Annotated in this window: 18 protein-coding genes; 9 read left to right on the forward strand and 9 right to left on the reverse strand. The window is 63.3% G+C overall.

Features of this window, described 5'->3' with window-relative positions; genetic code table 11:
* The first annotated feature begins 145 nt into the window (after positions 1-145).
* Entirely contained in the window at positions 146-1,216 is a 1,071-nt protein-coding gene (gene trpD / locus QFZ40_RS08955; RefSeq protein WP_306903947.1) for an anthranilate phosphoribosyltransferase, read from the forward strand.
* Position 1,217: 1 nt separating this feature from the next.
* On the opposite strand, the gene QFZ40_RS08960 is transcribed toward trpD, so the two are convergent.
* Together QFZ40_RS08960 and QFZ40_RS08965 are read right to left on the reverse strand one after the other, a co-directional pair.
* Positions 1,218-1,499: an Lrp/AsnC family transcriptional regulator gene (locus QFZ40_RS08960; RefSeq protein WP_306903948.1), complete on the reverse strand. Its 282-nt coding sequence runs from the start codon at positions 1,497-1,499 to the stop codon at positions 1,218-1,220.
* A gap of 84 nt (positions 1,500-1,583) precedes the next feature.
* The gene (locus tag QFZ40_RS08965) at positions 1,584-1,997 is read right to left on the reverse strand and encodes a DUF3054 domain-containing protein (RefSeq protein ID WP_306903949.1); all 414 of its coding nucleotides are present in this window, start codon (positions 1,995-1,997) and stop codon (positions 1,584-1,586) included.
* Positions 1,998-2,111: 114 nt separating this feature from the next.
* Here QFZ40_RS08965 and QFZ40_RS08970 point away from each other — a divergent pair, with 114 nt between their 5' ends.
* The gene (locus QFZ40_RS08970) at positions 2,112-2,528 is read left to right on the forward strand and encodes a VOC family protein (protein WP_306906881.1); all 417 of its coding nucleotides are present in this window, start codon (positions 2,112-2,114) and stop codon (positions 2,526-2,528) included.
* Between the two features lie 26 nt (positions 2,529-2,554).
* On the opposite strand, the gene QFZ40_RS08975 is transcribed toward QFZ40_RS08970, so the two are convergent.
* A complete protein-coding gene (locus QFZ40_RS08975; RefSeq protein WP_306903950.1) occupies positions 2,555-3,847 on the reverse strand; it encodes an alginate lyase family protein in 1,293 nt (430 codons plus the stop codon).
* 333 nt (positions 3,848-4,180) lie between these two features.
* Here QFZ40_RS08975 and QFZ40_RS08980 point away from each other — a divergent pair, with 333 nt between their 5' ends.
* From QFZ40_RS08980 to QFZ40_RS08990, 3 genes are all read left to right on the forward strand, one after another.
* Positions 4,181-4,612 carry a YciI family protein gene (locus QFZ40_RS08980; RefSeq protein WP_306903951.1) on the forward strand — a complete coding sequence of 144 codons (432 nt, stop codon included), beginning with the start codon at positions 4,181-4,183 and terminating at the stop codon, positions 4,610-4,612.
* Between the two features lie 18 nt (positions 4,613-4,630).
* Positions 4,631-5,875, forward strand: coding sequence for an RNA polymerase sigma factor (locus tag QFZ40_RS08985; RefSeq protein ID WP_306903952.1), 1,245 nt, complete (start codon positions 4,631-4,633; stop codon positions 5,873-5,875).
* A gap of 142 nt (positions 5,876-6,017) precedes the next feature.
* A complete protein-coding gene (locus tag QFZ40_RS08990; RefSeq protein WP_306903953.1) occupies positions 6,018-6,491 on the forward strand; it encodes a VOC family protein in 474 nt (157 codons plus the stop codon).
* 37 nt (positions 6,492-6,528) lie between these two features.
* Here the strand turns inward: QFZ40_RS08990 and QFZ40_RS08995 are convergent, their stop codons facing one another.
* From QFZ40_RS08995 to QFZ40_RS09005, 3 genes are all read right to left on the reverse strand, one after another.
* Entirely contained in the window at positions 6,529-6,990 is a 462-nt protein-coding gene (locus QFZ40_RS08995; RefSeq protein WP_306903954.1) for an SRPBCC family protein, read from the reverse strand.
* Positions 6,991-7,146: 156 nt separating this feature from the next.
* Positions 7,147-8,274 (reverse strand): glycerate kinase, encoded by a 1,128-nt coding sequence (locus QFZ40_RS09000; RefSeq protein WP_306903956.1) that lies wholly within the window; start codon positions 8,272-8,274, stop codon positions 7,147-7,149.
* Positions 8,271-8,468 (reverse strand): hypothetical protein, encoded by a 198-nt coding sequence (locus QFZ40_RS09005; protein WP_306903957.1) that lies wholly within the window; start codon positions 8,466-8,468, stop codon positions 8,271-8,273. Before QFZ40_RS09005 ends, QFZ40_RS09000 begins: the two co-directional genes overlap by 4 nt.
* A gap of 165 nt (positions 8,469-8,633) precedes the next feature.
* Between QFZ40_RS09005 and QFZ40_RS09010 the strand changes: the two genes are divergently transcribed.
* Together QFZ40_RS09010 and QFZ40_RS09020 are read left to right on the forward strand one after the other, a co-directional pair.
* Positions 8,634-9,332 (forward strand): GntR family transcriptional regulator, encoded by a 699-nt coding sequence (locus QFZ40_RS09010; protein ID WP_306903958.1) that lies wholly within the window; start codon positions 8,634-8,636, stop codon positions 9,330-9,332.
* 205 nt (positions 9,333-9,537) lie between these two features.
* Positions 9,538-9,885 carry a GNAT family N-acetyltransferase gene (locus tag QFZ40_RS09020; RefSeq protein ID WP_373427417.1) on the forward strand — a complete coding sequence of 116 codons (348 nt, stop codon included), beginning with the start codon at positions 9,538-9,540 and terminating at the stop codon, positions 9,883-9,885.
* A 2,177-nt stretch (positions 9,886-12,062) separates the two neighbouring features.
* Here QFZ40_RS09020 and QFZ40_RS09025 read toward each other — a convergent pair.
* Positions 12,063-13,157 (reverse strand): putative Ig domain-containing protein, encoded by a 1,095-nt coding sequence (locus QFZ40_RS09025; RefSeq protein WP_306903959.1) that lies wholly within the window; start codon positions 13,155-13,157, stop codon positions 12,063-12,065.
* A 467-nt stretch (positions 13,158-13,624) separates the two neighbouring features.
* Between QFZ40_RS09025 and QFZ40_RS09030 the strand changes: the two genes are divergently transcribed.
* The gene (locus QFZ40_RS09030; RefSeq protein WP_306903960.1) at positions 13,625-14,146 is read left to right on the forward strand and encodes a methyltransferase family protein; all 522 of its coding nucleotides are present in this window, start codon (positions 13,625-13,627) and stop codon (positions 14,144-14,146) included.
* Positions 14,147-14,179: 33 nt separating this feature from the next.
* Here the strand turns inward: QFZ40_RS09030 and QFZ40_RS09035 are convergent, their stop codons facing one another.
* On the reverse strand, positions 14,180-14,794 hold the full coding sequence (locus QFZ40_RS09035; RefSeq protein WP_306903961.1) for a dihydrofolate reductase family protein: 615 nt from the start codon (positions 14,792-14,794) through the stop codon (positions 14,180-14,182).
* Between the two features lie 146 nt (positions 14,795-14,940).
* On the reverse strand, positions 14,941-17,334 hold the full coding sequence (locus tag QFZ40_RS09040) for an excinuclease ABC subunit UvrA (RefSeq protein WP_306903962.1): 2,394 nt from the start codon (positions 17,332-17,334) through the stop codon (positions 14,941-14,943).
* Positions 17,335-17,576: 242 nt separating this feature from the next.
* On the opposite strand from QFZ40_RS09040, the gene QFZ40_RS09045 reads away from it, so the two are divergent.
* On the forward strand, positions 17,577-18,806 hold the full coding sequence (locus QFZ40_RS09045; protein WP_306903964.1) for a type III polyketide synthase: 1,230 nt from the start codon (positions 17,577-17,579) through the stop codon (positions 18,804-18,806).
* The last annotated feature ends 5 nt before the right edge of the window (positions 18,807-18,811 follow it).

Consider the following 18,811-nt stretch of genomic DNA (forward strand, 5'->3'; position numbering starts at 1 on the left):
AGACATTATGTCTATAAAAGTCCGGAGTTCCCAACGCGAACCGCCTTTTGGGAGGACTTTTTCTACAAAGACGCGAAATCGCGCCGAAAAGTTCCCGGCAGGGTTCACATTAGTCATGACCATCCTTGCTCGATAGCATCAGGGGGTGACTTCACAGGCATCTGCACCGTCGGCAGGCAATACCTGGCCTCGCCTCATTTCGGCACTCATCAAGGGCGCGGACCTGACCGCGGACAACACCGCTTGGGCCATGGACACCATCATGTCCGGAGAGGCGACGCCGGCCCAGATAGCAGGCTTCCTGGTGGCCCTCAGCTCCAAGGGCGAAACGGTGGAGGAGCTCTCCGGCCTCGCGGACGCGATGCTCGCCCATGCCAATCCTGTCACCATCTCCGGTGAGAAGCTGGACATCGTCGGCACCGGCGGGGATCAGCTTAATACGGTGAACATCTCCACCATGGCGGCACTGGTCGCCGCTGGCGCCGGCGCCAAGGTGGTGAAGCACGGCAACCGTGCATCGTCGTCGTCCTCCGGCTCGGCGGACGTCCTGGAGGCGCTCGGTGTGAGGCTGGACCAGCCCATCGCGCAGGTGGCGCGCAATGCCGAGGAAGCCGGCATCACCTTCTGCTTCGCTCAGGTATTCCATCCGTCATTCCGCCACACCGCTGTGCCCAGGCGGGAACTGGCCATCCCTACCGCGTTCAACTTCCTGGGCCCGTTGACCAACCCGGCCCAGGTGCAGGCCTCAGCTGTCGGCGTGGCAAACGCCAGGATGGCCCCACTGGTTGCCGGTGTCCTGGCGCGGAGGGGGAGCCGTGGGGTTGTCTTCCGCGGCGACGACGGGTTGGACGAGTTGACCACTACCGGGCCTTCCACTGTCTGGGAATTCCGGAACGGTACCGTCACCCGGCTCAATTTCTCGCCCGCGGAACTCGGGATCCCGCTGGCAACCGTCGAGGATCTCCGCGGCGGGGACGCGCAAGCGAATGCCGCCGTCGTGCGTGATGTTCTGGCTGGCAAGGGCGGGGCGGCACGCGATGCTGTCCTGCTGAACGCCGCCGCAGGACTGGTGGCTTTCGATGTCAGCGCCGACGGTCCTTTCCTGGAACGCATGCGGGCGGCGCTGTCCCGCGCCGCTGCCTCCGTGGATTCGGGCGCCGCAGCCGCCGTCCTGGATAGATGGGTTTCACTTAGCCGGGCTGACCTGCCGGACTGACTTACTCCTCGAAGCCCAAAGCGAACGCCGCGTCCAGGTCGTGCTGCGAGTAGGCACGGAATGCGATGTGGGTGGTGGTGTGAACCACTGCCGGAACCTTGGACAGCCGGTCCGCGATGACGTCAGCCAGGTCTTCATGCCGTGCCACCCGGGCGACCGCGATCAGATCCCACTCACCGGTGACGGAATACACCTCGCTGATGCCTTGGATGGCGGAGATCTCTTCGGCAGTTTCGGGAATGCGGGCGGCGTCGGTTTTGATCAGAACGAATGCGGTGATCACTATCAATCCTTCCGGATCTGTTGGCCGCAGCAGTGCCCCGGCAAGACTGTTCAGTGCTGCCAGCCTATTACATGGACCCAGCTATTATCCTTGGCGCTCCGGCCGCCTCAAGCGGCGAAGTCCCGCCAGCAGCAGGCGGTAGCCGACCAGGAACAACCCGAGGCTCAGGAGGGCGACAATCACGAATGCGACCACCACGGTCTGGCCCGTCAGTGCCCGCAGGATCATGCCGCCGGCAACGGTGCCCAGCCAGACCGGGAGGCCGGCACGGCGCACTGCCAGAGGCGTGCGCCAGACCCTTCCCGCGGCCCAGGCCAGCGCTGCTCCAGCGAGGAATGGCCATGCTGTGAGCAGCACGCCGGTGATGGCGTCGCCCCGCTGGTGCGCATCCCGGCCGATCGCCGCAAAGAGCAGGATCAGGACGACGTCGGCCAAAGCTGCGCCTGCGATGGCCCGGCGGCCGGTGGATGGGGAAGGCTGCTGGGTCTCTGGAATCATGCTTTCGAGCCTAGCTGCTGGCCGGGGCCCCGGCCGCCGCAGTCCTTGCGTCGGCATCCAGGATTGCGGAAGATGGCGGGACGGGATGGTGCGGGCACCGCAGAGGAGGCGCAGTTGCGGCTGATACAGGTTGCCCAACGGGCCACGGATCTTCGGCGTGCAGCCGAGTTCTACTCAGAGCTGCTCGGAACGGAGCCTGCAGGGGTCTTTGACCCACCGGGTCTGTTGTTTTTCGATCTCGACGGCGTTCGGCTCCTGCTTGAGCGGGGGGCGCCGTCGTCCGTGCTCTATCTGGAGGTTCCCGATGTCAGGGCGGCCGTTCCCGCCCTTCAGGACAGAGGAGTGGAGGTAGTCGCCGCACCCCACGTGATCTTCCACCACAGCGATGACAGGCTCGGCCCCGCGGGCTCCGATGAGTGGATGGCCTTCATCCGGGACAGCGAGGGAAACACGGTTGGCCTGGTGAGCCGCCTCCCCGCGGAAGGGGAGTCACCGCCAGGATCCGGAACGCCCACCGGGCGGCAGCGCTGAGCCTGCCGCCCGGACTCCCCAGGCTTCTACCGGTACTGCATCAGCGTGTTGAACCCCAACTGGTCATATCCGCCTGAGGCCGTGCCGTAGTCGCCGCCTCCGCCGTCGGGCCGCAGGGTGGCGGCGATCTGGCTCACCCACGGGGCGCTAAGGCCCATGCGGCCGGAATAGTGTCCCAGAACCTGGTCCCATACGGGACGGGCCTGCCCGCGGCCGCCCGCGCCGGGGACCGTCTGGGTGTTCCAGCCGGCGTGGGGTGCGGTAGTCGACTTTGGGCCGGACTGCCAGGTGTAAGGGGTAAACGGGACGTCGTATCCGAGGTTGTACTTTGCGACGTACTCGGCGGCCTTGAGGAATCGGTTGTTGTCCTGGCCGTAGCAGTCGATGCCCTGGTTCCATGCCATTTCACAGAAGGCGCCCATGAGCCCGATGCCCATGATCGTGTGGCCCTGGTCGCGGCCGCTTTCCTGCCACTGGGCCAGGCCCTGGTCCTCGTAAACGTAGGGCACGGCGTGCGGCAGCGAGCCGTTGCCCGCGCCGCTCTGGAAGTACGCAACCGCCCGGTCCACGAGGTCCGCGCGGTCAGCGAAAATGCCGATCGCCAGGACCGATGCCATGCTGCATAGATCCCAGTTGGCCCAGTAGTTCGTGATGACGGCGCCGTTGTGGTTGGTGAGGAAGTCCTCGTTCATCGGGTGGAAGACCGTGAGAAGCATGCCGCGGAACCGCTCGAACTCGAAGTCGGGGTGGTCCCGCACCAGCTCGGCCGCGTTCGCGAACTGGTAGCCGTAGATGCCCGCTGCCAGGAAACGGTCGGCGTTGCCGGTGACTGTGGTCAGCATCCCGGACCAGGCGTTGAGGATCCGCACGGCAGCCGCGCCGTGGGCGGCGTCGCCGGAGATCCGCCACCGCAGGGCGTTCTGGTAGGCGGCATGGATGTCAGGGTACATCTGGGCGTAGTTCTCGCCGGTGCCCCCGCGGACGACTGTTTCCAGCGGGCGTGGCTGCCACCCGGAATTCGAGCGGCCGTTGGCGAGGAGGCGGTTCCAGCCTCCCAGCCAGGGCTGGCTGCCGGCGGACACCTGATTCGAGACGCGCTCAAGGTCGGTCAGGGTGTGCACCATTCCCGGATGCTGGTAGGTGGCAGTTCCTGCAGTGGTGAGCGGTCGGCGTGCGTGTCCGGGCGAGTTGTCGTTTGCGGCGGAGGCGCCGGCAACGCCGAATGCGGCAAGTGGCACCGCGAATGAGGCACCCGCTATCAGGGACCTGCGTGAGATCGCATTGCTGGATGACTGAAGGTAGCGATAGTTCGTCGTCATTGACTTCCGTTCGATAGCGGTTAACCGAGAGGGCGTGAGGAAAACGTTATCCCATCGGCAATACTCACATGCACGCGGGGGAGATTCAAGGGTTGCTTGAGTATCGCTGCTGTTCAGGGCTTACTAAGGGGGCAGGCTGCAGCACATTTGCAGTCTCCGAGAGTCCTGGGATGCGGTGCGGATTTCCGGGGAACAACCGGCAGGGCTCAAGCGCAGGAAACTGGATCAGCCAGCCGGGAAAAAATTCTGAACCCTTGTCGATTCGGGCCGACCCCGTTCGACAGGATAGTAGTAGGACGCATACGGCGTCCTCATGTATGCAAGGAGAATCCCATGAAGTACATGTTCATTATGCGGGCTACGGCCGAGGCAGCAGAGGCCTACAAGGAGATCCCGTTCGAGGAGATCATCAGGCAGATGGGGGCGTATAACGAATCGCTCATCAAGGCCGGGGTCATGCTGGCCGGGGAGGGTCTCGTTGACACATCCGAGGATGCCGGCTTCGTTGTCGACTTCTCCGGGGAGCCCCAGATTGTCAGCGACGGCCCGTACGGCGAAACGCACGAGCTGTTCAACGGATTCTGGATTGTCCAGGTGGCCTCGAAGGAAGAGGCCCTGGAGTGGGCGAGGCGGTGCCCGCTTGGCCCGGGATCCAAGCTCGAAGTCCGCCGCGTGACCGAATTCGCGGATATGCCCGACTTTGCAGAGTTCGCCCACGTCGACGTGGCAAGGGACGACGCTGCTCCACGGCCAGGGATCGGCTAGGAGCCGGAGGAGCCAGTCATGAGTGGAGCGGAAGGTGCTGAATCGGTCAAGCGCAGGATCGAGGCGGTCTGGCGTATCGACGGCGCCCGCATCATCGCCGTGCTGGCCCGTGCGACCCGCGACTTCGGGCTCGCCGAGGATCTTGCCCAGGAGGCTGTGGCCGACGCGTTGTCGCAGTGGCCGGAGTCCGGTATCCCGCACAATCCCGCCGGCTGGCTCACTGCGGTGGCAAAACGGAAGGCCATCGACTCCTGGCGCCGCGCCGAGCGGCTGGACGAGCACTACCGCGCTCTCGCAAACGGGCTGGAGCTGGAGGACGGAGTGACATGGGAGCCGGTCGACGACGACGTGCTCCGGCTCGTGTTCACTGCGTGCCACCCTGTCCTCTCCCGGGAGGCCCAGGTTGCGTTGACGCTGCGGGTCGTGGGAGGCCTGACGACGGAGGAGATCGCGCGGCTGTTCCTTATTCCGGTGGCCACCGTGCAGCAGCGGATAGTGCGGGCCAAGAAGACCCTGACCGCTGCAAGGGTGCCTTTCGAGGTCCCCGAGCCAAACGATTGGGGACCTCGGCTGGGCGGCGTCCTGGGGGTCATCTACCTCATGTTCACAGAGGGGTACGCGGCAACGTCGGGGGAGAGCTGGATCCGTCCGGACCTGGCCGGTGAAGCGCTGCGAATCGGAAGGGTGCTCGCGGGTCTGGTCCCGCGTGAGCCCGAGGTCCACGGACTAGTCTCCCTCATGGAATTCCAGGCCTCCCGGTTTGCCGCCCGCACCCTTGCAGACGGCAAGCCTGTGCTGCTGGCGGACCAGGACCGCGGGCGCTGGGACAGGGCCCAGATCGGGCGGGGGCGCGAAGCGCTTATCCGGAGCGACGGGTTAGGCAAGGGCAGGGGTAGCTACGCGTTGCAGGCAGCGATAGCCCAATGCCATGTAATGGCACCAAGCATCGCGGAGACGGACTGGGCCCACATCGTGTTGCTTTATGAGGCGCTCGTCCGGATTGCTCCCAGCCCCGTCGTGGAGCTCAACCGTGCTGTGGCCGTATCCATGGCCACGGGACCGGACACGGCTTTGGGGATCGTGGACCGTCTCGCTTCCGGCGGCGCATTGCGCGGGTCCCACCTGCTACCCAGTGTCCGCGGCGAGTTGCTGGCCCGGCTCGGCCGGACGGAGGAGGCACGGTCGGAGTTCGCGACGGCCGCCGCGCTGGCCAAGAACGACCGAACACGGGCCGCCCTCCAGGAAAGAGCGGCAAGTATCTGATGCCGGAACCGCGCGTACTGGATGGTCCGGCGTGATTGTGCCGTGATTCAGCCGAAGCTAGGCTCGCCACCAACACCGAATACCGAATGAACCGCGGCAGGACCAACTGTCGGCGCAAGCCAACGAGATGAAGGAACGAAAAATGCAGAAGATCAGCACGTGCCTATGGTTCGATACGCAGGCCGAGGAAGCCGCCGACTTTTACGTTTCGGTGTTTGATAACTCCCGGATTCTCAGCGCGTCGCGCTACGGCGATGCCGGACCGGGCACGCCCGGGCAGGCAATGACCGTGGAGTTCGAGATTGAGGGGCGGAAATTCATGGCGCTCAACGGGGGACCGGCGTTCACTTTCAATGAGGCTGTGTCTTTCGTCATTGACTGTTCCTCCCAAGACGAGGTGGACCGCTATTGGGCTGCTCTCACCGCAGGCGGGTCCGAGAGCCAGTGCGGCTGGCTCAAGGATAAGTTCGGGGTCTCCTGGCAGGTTGTCCCGTCGGCCCTGGGGCGGCTGCTCGGCGGTCCGGATCCGGCCGGCGCCCAGCGTGCCATGGAGGCGATGCTTGGCATGCGGAAGCTGGAGATCAGCGAACTCGAGGCGGCGTACAACGGTTCCTGACAGGAACTGCGCGGTGGCCCATGCCCATCCTGAGGCTTTAAGTATGGTTGCCGGTGCTATTGAGCCGACTGAGCCCTTTGCGTATTGAACGGGTGATCGGGGCGCCTTTCGTGGCTGTGATCACCTTTGCCGCTATCCGGCCGGTCAATGTGGTCGGGGTGCGGTTCCATATGACGTGGATTCGCGAGCCGCCGGTTCCATTGGGCGTTATGGTGGCGCTGACGTAGCTTCCGGGTGCGCAGAAGTTGCTCTCGACCACCGTCCAGCGGACGGTTTCCGGATCGGACCAGTCATAGTGCTCCTTCGCCCAGACAGTGGAACCGGGCAACTTACTTCCTTCCCGGATGTCTGCCTGCGTCTCGCCGACGTTGTACACCTCGTACAAGGACGGATGAATGCCTGGCCATACCTGCGGGCGGCCGGGGGAAAAGTCCAGCAGTGCTGCCCTGACGCGCTCCGGAGGAACCGGGGTGTCCATGTCTGCTTCCACCCGAGGCACCGGGGCTCCTTCCGCACGTTTCTGCCACTAACTGCAAGTATGGAACTTCCCCGACCGATAGCAACAGCATGTCCCTGCCCGAGCGACGCCAACCGGACACAAACGGGAAGGAACGACGGCGGGACTTCCCGCCGTCGTTCCCTCACTTCTTGGTCCTCATATGGTGAGAGCGTGAGCGATGTTTCGTCCCGCTAGGTGCAGGGCATTCGTGGCAAGGGCGGAGTCCTGTGAAGTGTCCTGATCTGCGAGATCATGGAGGGCAATCACGCTGGACAAACCCATGCCGGCCGCTGCCCGGTCATCCAGGATTGAGCAGCCGACGACTGCCCACACCGGGGTGTTTCCTGAACGGGCGCACACAGCGGAAATGAGTTTACCGTCGGACGTCTGAGCATCTAGGCGGCCTTCTCCCGTAACCACTAGGTCGCACTCCTGAGCATGTTCATCAAAGTGCAGGAGGTCCAGGAAGTAGGCTGCTCCGGACACGAGCGAGCCGCCCAGGACCAGAAGGCCGAATCCTATTCCTCCGGCGCTGCCCGCACCGGGGGTGGCCGCGAGGGCATCAGCGTTGATGGCCCCAACGCGGGCACATGCTTTGACCAGAGCGTCCAGGCCCTGCTCAAGTATGGCGACACCTGCCTCATCGGCGCCTTTCTGCGGCCCGAAGATGCGGGCAGCACCGTTGATGCCGCGGAGCGGGTTGGTCACGTCGCTGGCGCCGATGAGTTCGATTCCGCCGAAATCGTAAATCCGGTCCAGATCGACTCGGACGATGCGGCTAAGCGCCCCGCCATCCGGCTCTACGGGATGTCCGTGCACATCCCGGAATTCCGCACCGAGGGCGGCAAGCATACCTGCGCCGCCGTCGGTGCTCGCGCTACCGCCAAGGGCGACGACTATGCGTTCCGGCTGGAGTTGCGCGGCGGCCAGAATAGCTTCGCCCAGGCCCCGGCTCGACGCCGTCAGCGGTCGCAGTGGACCCCGTACCGTGGAGAGGCCGCATGTTCCTGCCACTTCGACGACGGCTGTTTGCCCGTCAAACGCTATCTGCGCCTGGCGGACCTGTCCGTTTTCGCCGTGCACTTCGACTGTTCTTGCCTGCGAGCCGGCTGCTATGGCTGCATCCACACTTCCGTCTCCACCGTCTGCGAGCGGAAGGATTGTGACCTGAACGGATGCGTCGCCTGGGTGGGATTCAATGCCGGACCGAATGGCGCTGGCGACCCCCACGGCATCCAGGCAGCCCTTGAATTTGTCAGGCGCAATGAGTATCCGCAGCTTCAATGATGCGCCCTTTTCTCCGGTGTTTGCCTCGCCGAAGCCGTGCCCATGGAAAGCGCCAGCGATGCAACAGCCGCGATATGGGCCTTTGCACGGAAGGCTCCGAGTGGCACGAAGAGCAGTATCAGTGGAGCGGCGGCGAGCGCAGCCAACCAGAACAGCGAGTTGGCTACGGGATCCAGGACTTGTTCGAACATGAGCTCTCCTCATTGAGAAACAGCCGGGCCCATAAGGTCCCGTCATTTGTCTTACAAGTAAACAGCGTCGCGACTGCGATTGTCTAGCAAGTATTCATGCATAGCGAGTAGACCTGTCATGTTGTCTTGCTTAGACTGGTGGCGGAAGCGAAGGAGAGTGGCAAAGTGGCGGCAACCCGGTTGATGACTGTTTCCCTCGTCGAAGCGATATCGGAAGACATCCGTTCGGCAATCATGCGGGGGGAGTATCCGCCTGATGCCTCCTTCACGGAGACCAGTGTCGCCGAGCAGTACGACGTCGCCCGGCCCACAGCAAAAGCGGCGATCGAGAAACTAGTCGCCGAAGCGTTGCTGGAACGCCGTACGAACAAAACAGCACGCGTGATCAAGCTGGGCCCGGAAGACGTCCGGGACATCTATCTCACGCGGGCCCGGCTCGAAAAATCCGTTCTCCTCGAACTGGCCGCCACACGCAGTGTGCCGGAGGCGGCCATAGCCGCTCAGCGTGATCTGGAAAGACTTGAAGGCGGCTCCGGTTTCGACACCGTTGACCCGGACATGCGGTTCCATATGTCACTCGTGGAAAGCATCGGCAGCCCGCGGACCAGCCGCATGTACGGTTCACTCGTTTCCCAGGTAAAGCTCTGCATGGCCCAGATCCAAGGCCTGGAGCTCGTCGATCCCAAACGCATCATCAAGGAACACCAGCACCTGATCGAACTCATCCAAGCGGGTGACGGATTGGCGGCCAGTTCTTTCCTGGATGAGCACCTTAGCCGCCCGAGGGAGCGCCTGGTAGCGGCAGTGGGCGGCACGCCCGGCCCGGAGGCAGACCGCGACTCCTCCCTGGATAGAGCAAGCTAGACGATCATGCCTCGGAACCGATTCCGGTTCCTTGCGCAATGATGGGTTCATGGAGCCTTCGTCACGTATTCGCCTCTCCTTGGAGACTGCGCGCCTGGCCCTTCGACCATGGATCGCGGACGACACCGGCTGGCATCGATAGCTTGTCGCAGAACGCGGGGGAGAGGCCCCTTCTGCCGATGCGGACGCCAAAGTAGTCGCTGGTGTGGTCCAAGCCCAGAGTGATCACGGCGTCGTACCCTCCGTCGTCACCCGGAAGGTTGACGGTGAGATCCTTGGCTACTGCGGACTGGTGATTGGGAGAGCAACGATCGACGAACCGGAGTTGGCCTACGAGCTTTTCAAACATGCCCACGGATGCGGCTACGCCACAGAGGCAGCGGCTGCAATTGTCGAGGCGGCTCGGAAGACTGGGCGTTTCCGACTGTGGTCAACCGTACGTGTAGGGAACGCGGCATCCTTCCGGGTGCTCGAAAAACTCGGTTTCACTCGGCACCACAGCGTGTGGGATGACCACGGCGAGCTCGTATGGAATGTCCTTGACCTTCGCTAGGGTCCCCGGCCTACATAAGGAATTCGAAGGAGCGGATGTTGATGCGGGACTTGGAGAGCTTTGTGGAGGAGGATGTTCAGCCGACGTGACGGGCTGGGGCTTCGACTGGTAAAAAGGGGCGGGCCGAGGAGGAGCGTCCGCCCTGGGGATTCGCAAGGATGCTGGCCGGCCGGATGGCCAGCGCCAGCAGCGCGCTCGATCTCGATACCGGCGGCGGTGAGGTGCTTTCGGAGCTTCCGGTGTTTCCTGAGCGCGTCGGCGATCGAACTTACCGAGCACTTCCTTGATCCGCTGCCCGAACCTGGCAAGGGGCGGGACCCCCAGCACTAGGCCGCTTCGGCTGAAGCGGCAGGGCTTACTGTCACGGACCTTCGCACGGCACGATGCCGTATGGAATTCGTCGACGTCCGCGCCGTGGTGTGGTTCCTGCGCAAGTGCATGTGGTGGGTCCCCGACTTCTCAGCCGAACGTTACTTAGACAAACTGGCCGAGCTGGACGAACAGATGAGGGCAGGACGTCCCTTCATTGACCACTCCACACGGCACCTGATCGAGGCTCAGCGGTGGGCAAGGGTACGACGGAGCCGATCTTGTGGCGGGTGACTTGGGTTCAGCTTCCGGAAGGCAGCTCGCTATCTGTCGAAGAGACAGGGGAGTGGATCGGCACATGACCCCCCAACGAACAGGGCAAATGATGGCCCTGGGTGGCTCGTCAGGTGCGTAGTCTGCGGCCCGGCTTGAGGGAATGCTCGTGCAGGCCCCACTGGATGCTGGAAAATGGGGCCATGCGCGAACCCTATGCACATAACGCGACTCTGATAATGGATGCTGACGCTGACATTCGCGCACCAGGCGCCGCCATTACGTTCGCGCTCTGCGGAAGCTGGGAGCACAGGGCCGCCTTGTCCACTTGCCGCCCATCACACAAGCGCTGAGCGCACCGGCACGTCAGTCCGCCTGAGAGTCATCTTTGCCACGGAGCCTGAGAAGCTATCGGAAGTCCGTCGCAGGATCGTTGACGTCCTCAGGGTCGGTAAGGCGACGGGGCCCGATGGTGGGGTGACCGCCTGGGCAGTACAGACGAGCGAGCCGGACGAACTTGCGCCGGAAGAACGAGCCCATGCCAACAGAATCGCGCTGGGCTAAGCGTTCAGGGATGCTTGGGGTTCACGTTCAATTCAGGCTTCAGACTGCCGCTCGCAGGTGATGAAATTCACTACTACTTTACATAATGTACATTATCGGCGTTCAAAGCACGGGAGTAGAAGTAGCTGCGAGAACATCGCAGCCGTGCGCCGCTTACAGCAGATAGAAACGGAGTGCTGGAGGAACCCGAAGAGCAGATCCAAGAACCAGAAGCTGTCCTTACTTTCAAAGAACAGATCGCCAAAGGATGAAGCGAACAGCGGCCTCTTGTCGGAAAGTTCCAGAGACGACCATGACTCAAGTGCTGCCGCGTAATTCTCAGTCTGGCGCGTTCACTACTCCCAGCCCATGAATACCCGCGCAGGCCAGTTTAGAATTCCCGAAGACGTTGGGACAACGACGTCAGACCGCGCGATTAGTACCAGTACCGTCTTCCGGCAAGAGGGCGTCCGATTGCACCGAGCACGAAAAGCACGAGGCCGATAACAGCCAGAATCCACCCAATAGTTATCAGGATTGCAATGTTGAAAATATAACCAAGGATTAGTAGAACAACTCCGAGTGAAAGCACTTTAGTCCTTACCTTTCCAAATATTCGGACCAACCCTAATTGCAAGATGGTTCCTGCACTCGTCCTCGTACCACACCTGGTTGTCGAGTGGAACAGGAAACCTTACTGGCCCCCATCGGGTGCGTATGCGTGGACCACGGATATCCGAGAATCGCAGTGCCCCCTGTCGTATCAGGGACCTACATGTTCCTATTGATCAACAAATCGACCGGTCGTTGAGAGCGAAGAGCTGAAGTTCCTGGCGACATCGCCTATCGCAGAATGAAGCGTCGCGCTCAATCCACTCCGGACTTCTTTCGCATGGTTCGGAGAGGCTCTCCACAACCTTCAACAAACTAAGGCGGGTCACTCCCCCTCCGGTTAAACAACGGGGAGTCTCAATAGATGCGAAAAGGTAAATTCCCACCGGAACTGCTGATCTTCGGGGTCGTTTCCGACAGCTAACTGATGGCACCGGGGTTCATCGGCGCGGCTGACTGCGTCGTCGTGAAGCAAGCAGTGTGAAGGCGAATCCCAGCATGACCATCACTGTCCCGCCAATGAGAGGCGTCACCGTATTCTGGCCGGTCTGTGCCAGACTCCCAACCTGGGCCGCTCCAACCGGGGCGGGTGTGACCGGTGCCGAAGCAAGCGGGGTGCCGGCCGGGGCCGCCTGGGCTGAGTTGATGGTCAGGGTCAGCAGTCCCGTCGAGGCTGTGGGTCCCACATAGTTCCAGAGGCGGCAACCGCAAGCGCGTCCTGTCGTGACTATGAATGTGCTGGTACCTGGACTGGTCGGGGTGCCGGATAGGACTCCGAAGCTGTTTAGGTTGAGGCCGGCCGGCAGTGACCCTGACGAGACCGCGAAGGCGGGTCCGGGAACTCCAGAAGCGGTGAAGGTATAGGAGTAGGCGGTGCCGACCGTGCCAGTATCCGGCGGGGTGCTGGCGGTGAAGGCTGGCGCCACAGGGGCCGCGGTGATGGTCAGGGTCAGCGGTGCGGTCGTGGCCGCTGGTGTGGTTCCATTACTTGCCGTGACGGTGTACGTGCTGACACCTGGACTGGTCGGGGTGCCGGCGAGGACTCCGGCGCTGCTTAGGGTGAGACCGGCCGGCAGTGACCCTGACGAGACCGTGAATGTCGGTGCGGGAATCCCTGAAGCGGTAAAGGTATAGGAGTAGGCGGTGCCGACCGTGCCAGTATCCGGCGGGGAGCTGGCGGTGAAGGCTGGCGCCACAGGGGCGGCGGCGATGGTCAGGGTCAGCGGTGCGGTCGTGGCCGCCGGTGTGGTTCCGTTACTTGCCGTGACGGTGTACGTGCTGGTACCTGGACTGGTCGGGATGCCGGCGAGTACTCCGGCGCTGCCTAGGGTGAGCCCGGCCGGCAGTGACCCTGACGAGACCGTGAATGTCGGTGCGGGAACTCCTGAAGCGGTAAAGGTATAGGAGTAGGCGGTGCCGACTGTGCCCGTATCCGGCGGGGTCCCCGTGATGGCGCCCCAGGCGGCTGGTGCGAGGAGTAAAGGAACCCCCAGGGCGAATATTGTCGCGGCTATCAGAAGAAGTTTTTTCACCATGAGCCACGCTTTCAAGTGGAGCGGAGGACGAGCCCACGCCGTCTTTACGGGCGCGGCCATACAGATCCCGACTTGGCTAAGCCCAGGAGCAGAAATACGCCCCCGCAAGCCCCCGTCGTCGCTGACACTTCCCCCGAAAGGCAACACCAGAGGGTGCGCCTCCGGTCACCCTACCACCGCCCGCCGGGATCCCTGCCTATTCCTGTCTGGGGCTGTTCAGCAGCCCAGGCATGAGCAGAGCAGCAGAAAGCATGCCGTCGAATTGCCTTCGCACGCGTGGCCATGATCGCTGAAACTTTGGACTACTCCCCTGCCCTGACAGCCAGCAACCACGCTTACTGCCTTCACATCAGAGCGCGCCGGGGAAATCATCAGATTACTTCTCAAATAGGTCACTCCCCCTTGTGAACCTCATTAAGCGCTACTCACTCTCGTGCGGTGATAGGAATGGGGGTAGCCTGACGGGCATGGCCCTGACATCCTCGTCCGCACGCGCGTGGATCGGGACGATCGTCTTCCTGCTCCTTGCGCCTGGCGTCGTTGCGGGCCTCATCCCGTGGCTGATCTCCGGCTGGCGGTGGCATGACTGGCGCGGCGCGGCCTGGATCGTCGTGCCGGCCGCCTGGACGGCCATCACTATCGGGGTGGCTTTCCTCCTGCATGCTTTCGCATTATTTGCCCTGCACCGCGGAACGCCCGCCCCGGTGGCCCCGACCGAGACGCTAGTCGTGACAGGGGTCTACCGGTTCGTGCGCAATCCGATGTACCTCGCGGTGCTCACGACCATCCTCGGCCAGGCGCTGCTGTTTGGCAGCTGGTGGCTCGTGCTCTACGCTCTGATCGTCCTCGCCGCCGTCGTGGCTTTCGTGAAGGGCTACGAGGAGCCGACCCTTACCCGGACCTACGGCGAGCAGTACCTCGAATACCGGAGCAACGTCCCGGGATGGCGGCCGCGGCTCACTCCATGGCGTACGCGGTCGACACGATGATTCTCGGCGCGAATAATTAAGCCCCAGGGGCCGCTACTCCTGGCTGATGTCGATGCCCGTGACAGGTGCGCCTGCACGCTCGTATGTGAGTGAGACCGCGCCCTTCGGAAATGCCTGCGGCGGCTGTGCGAACCGGAACGCGGCGGGCACGCCTTGGCCGTCGGCGAACAGTCGCTTGCCCGATCCGAGCGTTAGCGGGTACAGGAAGAGGTTCAGCCGGTCGACGACGTCGGCCTCGAGCAGCGACCGTGCAAGGTCACCGCTGCCGATGACGTGGATGTCCTCGAACCGGTCCTTCAGGGCGGCCACCTCAGCGACATCCGACAATGCCGTCGTACCCTCCCATGCCGGATCGGTCACGGAGCGCGACACGACGAATTTGGGCAGGGCGTTGAACGTGACCGCGATAGGGTCGTCGTCGCCCCGGGTCGGCCAGAATGCCGCGAAGATGTCGTAGGTTTTGCGTCCGAGCAGCAGTGCATCCATCCGATTGATACCGGCGCCGATGGCCTCGCCGGTCTCCTCGTCGAAATAGGCACCCTGCCAGCCGCCGAACTCGAAGCCGCCCTCGCGGTCCTCGTCGGCGCCACCCGGCGCCTGGTACACGCCGTCAAGGGTGATGAAAAGGTCAACGGAGAGGATTCCCATGCTGCGCTCCTTTACGCGAACGGCGACGTGAAGCCGACCCTACCCATGCATCGATCCGGCTGTTCCGGATTCGACGTCGTTGCCTGACACACTAACGACGAACGCCCGTCAGGTCGAGAGACTGGCGCCGGACGAAGTGCTCTGCTTCAGGCCCCAACATAGGCAGCGAGGTGCTGGCCGGTGAGCGTGGCGCGGGTGGCCACGAGGTCAGCAGGCGTTCCCTCAAAGACGATCCGGCCGCCGTCGTGCCCTGCACCGGGGCCGAGGTCGATGATCCAGTCTGCGTGCGCCATCACCGCCTGGTGATGTTCGATGACGATCACGGACTTGCCGGAATCGACCAGCCTGTCCAGCAGGCCCAGCAGGTTCTCGACGTCGGCGAGGTGTAGTCCGGTGGTCGGTTCGTCAAGGACGTAGACGTCCCCCTTCTCTGCCATCTGGGTGGCCAGTTTGACGCGCTGCCGTTCGCCGCCGGACAGAGTGGTGAGCGGCTGCCCAAGCGTGAGATACCCAAGCCCGACGTCGACGAGCCGGTCGAGGATCTTATGGGCGGCCGGTGTCCGTGCCTCCCCCTTGCTGAAGAATTCCTCGGCTTCAGTCATCGACATCGCCAGCACTTCGGCTATGTTCCGCCCGCCCAGGGTGTATTCCAGTACCGCGGCTTGGAACCGCTTCCCTTCGCAGTCCTCGCAGGTGGATTCGACCGTGGCCATGACGCCCAGTTCGGTGAAGATGACACCGGCTCCGTTGCAGGTTGGACATGCCCCCTCCGAGTTGGAGCTGAATAGCGCCGGTTTCACCCCATTGGCCTTCCCGAACGCCTTACGAATCGGCTCGAGCAGGCCCGTGTACGTGGCAGGGTTGCTGCGCCGCGATCCCTTGATGGCACCCTGGTCGATCACCACAACGCCCTCGCGTTCGGCCACGGAGCCATGGATCAGGGAGCTCTTCCCTGAGCCAGCGACCCCAGTGACGACGCAGAGCACGCCAAGCGGAACATCGACGTCGACGTTCTGCAAGTTGTGCATCGAGGCGTCGCGGACCTCCAGCTTCCTGGTTGACGGGCGCACCGACTCCTTCAGGGCCGCCCGGTCATCGAGATGGTGGCCGGTGATGGTATCGCTCCGCCGCAACCCCTCCAGGCTTCCCTCGTAGCAGACGCTGCCGCCCTTGGTGCCGGCGCCGGGGCCGAGGTCGACGACGTGGTCGGCGATGGCGATGGTCTCCGGCTTGTGTTCCACCACGAGCACGGTGTTGCCCTTGTCGCGCAGCTGCAGCAGCAGCTGGTTCATCCGTTCGATGTCGTGAGGATGCAGACCGATCGTGGGTTCGTCGAACACGTAGGTAACGTCGGTGAGGGAGGATCCGAGGTGACGGATCATCTTGGTACGCTGGGCTTCTCCCCCGGACAGTGTGCCCCCCGGCCGGTCCAGCGAGAGGTAGCCAAGCCCGATCTCCGCGAAGGAATCCAGCAGGTGCCGCAGCCCTTTCAGGAGCGGCGCGACAGCCGGCTCTTCGAGCTCGCGGATCCACTCGGCCAGGTCGCTGATCTGCATCTCGCAGAGATCGGCGATGTTCTTGCCTTGGATCCTTGACGACCTGGCCTCGGGGCTTAGCCGCGTGCCCTCGCACTCGGGGCAGGCCTGGAAAGTGATGGCGCTCTCCACGAAGCGCCGCACGTGTGGCTGCATCGCCTCGACGTCCTTGGACAGCATGGACTTCTGGATCTTGGGGATGATGCCCTCGAACGTGAGGTTGATGCCCTCAACCTTGATCTTGGTGGGTTCGGCGTACAGCATCGTTTCGAGCTGCTTCTTCGTGAACGTCGCAATCGGCTTGTCCATCGGGAGGCCCATTCCCTCGAACAACCGCCCGTACCAGCCGTCCATGCTGTAGCCGGGGACGGTCAGCGCACCCTCGGCGAGCGACTTGCTGTCGTCGTAAAGCGCTGTGAGGTCGAAGTCGGAAACCGAGCCCATACCCTCGCAGCGCGCACACATGCCGCCCAGGTAGACCGCGTTCTGGACAACGGCCTTCTCGACCCGGCCGCCGGCCTTCTCGGTGCTCATGACACCGCTGGCCTTCCGTGTCGGCACATTGAAGGAGAACGCCGTGGGCGGGCCAACATACGGCCTGCCCAGTCGGCTGAAGAGAATCCGGAGCATGGCGTTGGCGTCGGTGGCCGTGCCCACAGTGGAGCGGGGGTTGGCACCCATCCGTTCCTGGTCAACGATGATCGCTGTCGTCAATCCCTCGAGAAAGTCGACGTCGGGCCGTGCCAGCGAAGGCATGAAGCCCTGCACGAACGCACTGTAGGTCTCATTGATCATCCGCTGGGACTCCGCGGCGATGGTGGCGAAGACGAGTGAGCTCTTGCCAGAGCCGGAAACGCCGGTGAACACCGTCAGGCGGCGTTTGGGTATCTCTATGCTGATGTCCTTGAGATTGTTCTCACGCGCACCCTGCACGCGGATGACCGCATGGCTGTCGGCAACGTGCAGCGGAGTGGACAAAGTGTTGGTGCCAGTGTCGATGCTCATCATGTCTCCATCTGTTGGCGGCCCCGCTTGGCGGTCCCCGTCGGCTGCTTCCGGCTCAATCAAAACCGGATTGGAGCGTCACGTCTGATTCTCCTTGTCATTGTAGGTGCGGCCCGGTGACCGGCGCTTCTCCATTCCTGACCGTCCCAGCGCCGTCGACAAGAACAGAGTATTTCCTGCTCAAACGCCTGCCGACCCGTCCGGCCATTGTCTTATGAGCCTGGCTCGCCAAGAATGAACGAATGACGGTCTACGTGCGCTCACTGGAAACGGCTATTCCGCCAACACTGCTGATCCAGACGGAAGCCAGAGACGTCTTCGCGGCCCAGCCAGGGCTGACGAGGCTTGGCTCAAGGCTGGTGAACACCTGCTTTGACTCCGCCGCGATCGACACGCGTTATACCGCCGTCGAGGAATTGACGATGGATTTCCGGGCGGAGAACCCCCAGTTCTTCGACCCGGCCACCGGGCTCCTGCTGAATCCGAGCACCAAGGTCCGCAACGACATATTCGGCCGCGAGGCCACCAAGCTTTTTGTCACCGCCGCGCAGGCGGCCGTGGATGCCTGCCCCGACCTCGATCTACGTGACATAACCCACCTGATTACCGTTTCCTGCACGGGTTTCTTCAACCCTGGCCCTGATTACAAGATCGTCCGTGCCCTGGGGCTGGACCCGGCAGTCCAGCGGTACCACCTTGGGTTTATGGGGTGCTATGCCGCGTTTCCCGCGCTCCGCGCCGCCAAGTCCTTCTGCGAGGCGGATCCGGAGGCCGTCGTCCTGGTGGTCTGTGCCGAGCTCTGCTCGTTGCACGTCCGCACATCAAACGATCCGGACGCCATCATGGGATCGGCCCTGTTTGCGGACGGCGCCGCGGCGGCCATTGTCACCGCTCGGGAGGTGCCGGAACCGCTGCTGCAGCTTGACCACTTTGAGACTGTGCTGACGCCCGTCGGCGAGGAATCGATGGCGTGGAACATCGGCGACCACGGGTTCGAAATGGTGCTCGGAAACTATGTCCCCCACATCATCGACGATCACATCGTGGGGGCGCTGGAGCCGCTCCTGGGGCGCGATCCTTCACTGTATGGCCTTCCCTACAAGGACATCCGGCACTGGGCCATCCACCCCGGTGGCCGAAGCATCCTGGACAAGGTCCAGTCGCGGCTCGAGCTCACGGACCGGCAGCTGGTGCCTGCCCGTGAGACACTTCGGAATTACGGAAACATGAGCAGCGCCACCGTGTTGTTTGTTCTCAGGCACATCCTGGAGCAGCCCGCCGAGGACGGGGACGAGCGGATCTGTTCGATGGCCTTCGGACCCGGACTCACAGTCGAAACCGGCCTATTCACGAAGCTCCGTCAGGTTTCCGCTGTCACGCCTCACATGTCCGCCCCGGCCCAGGAACCGGTCCACGAACCGGTCCAGGGACTGGCTGAAGGGCGGCCGACGGCGGAATCGTCGCTGGCCTGAGCTGC

The sequence above is a fragment of the Arthrobacter pascens genome (assembly GCF_030816475.1).
Classification (GTDB): domain Bacteria; phylum Actinomycetota; class Actinomycetes; order Actinomycetales; family Micrococcaceae; genus Arthrobacter; species Arthrobacter pascens_B.

What these genes read in the sequence shown, in the direction of transcription:
- QFZ40_RS08965 (WP_306903949.1), bottom strand. Translation starts at nt 1,997, where the DNA reads ATGATTCCAGAGACCCAGCAGCCTTCCCCATCCACCGGCCGCCGGGCC.
- QFZ40_RS08975 (WP_306903950.1), bottom strand. Translation starts at nt 3,847, where the DNA reads ATGACGACGAACTATCGCTACCTTCAGTCATCCAGCAATGCGATCTCA.
- QFZ40_RS08980 (WP_306903951.1), top strand. Translation starts at nt 4,181, where the DNA reads ATGAAGTACATGTTCATTATGCGGGCTACGGCCGAGGCAGCAGAGGCC.
- QFZ40_RS08985 (WP_306903952.1), top strand. Translation starts at nt 4,631, where the DNA reads ATGAGTGGAGCGGAAGGTGCTGAATCGGTCAAGCGCAGGATCGAGGCG.
- QFZ40_RS08990 (WP_306903953.1), top strand. Translation starts at nt 6,018, where the DNA reads ATGCAGAAGATCAGCACGTGCCTATGGTTCGATACGCAGGCCGAGGAA.
- QFZ40_RS09005 (WP_306903957.1), bottom strand. Translation starts at nt 8,468, where the DNA reads ATGTTCGAACAAGTCCTGGATCCCGTAGCCAACTCGCTGTTCTGGTTG.
- QFZ40_RS09025 (WP_306903959.1), bottom strand. Translation starts at nt 13,157, where the DNA reads ATGGTGAAAAAACTTCTTCTGATAGCCGCGACAATATTCGCCCTGGGG.
- QFZ40_RS09030 (WP_306903960.1), top strand. Translation starts at nt 13,625, where the DNA reads ATGGCCCTGACATCCTCGTCCGCACGCGCGTGGATCGGGACGATCGTC.
- QFZ40_RS09035 (WP_306903961.1), bottom strand. Translation starts at nt 14,794, where the DNA reads ATGGGAATCCTCTCCGTTGACCTTTTCATCACCCTTGACGGCGTGTAC.
- QFZ40_RS09040 (WP_306903962.1), bottom strand. Translation starts at nt 17,334, where the DNA reads ATGAGCATCGACACTGGCACCAACACTTTGTCCACTCCGCTGCACGTT.
- QFZ40_RS09045 (WP_306903964.1), top strand. Translation starts at nt 17,577, where the DNA reads ATGACGGTCTACGTGCGCTCACTGGAAACGGCTATTCCGCCAACACTG.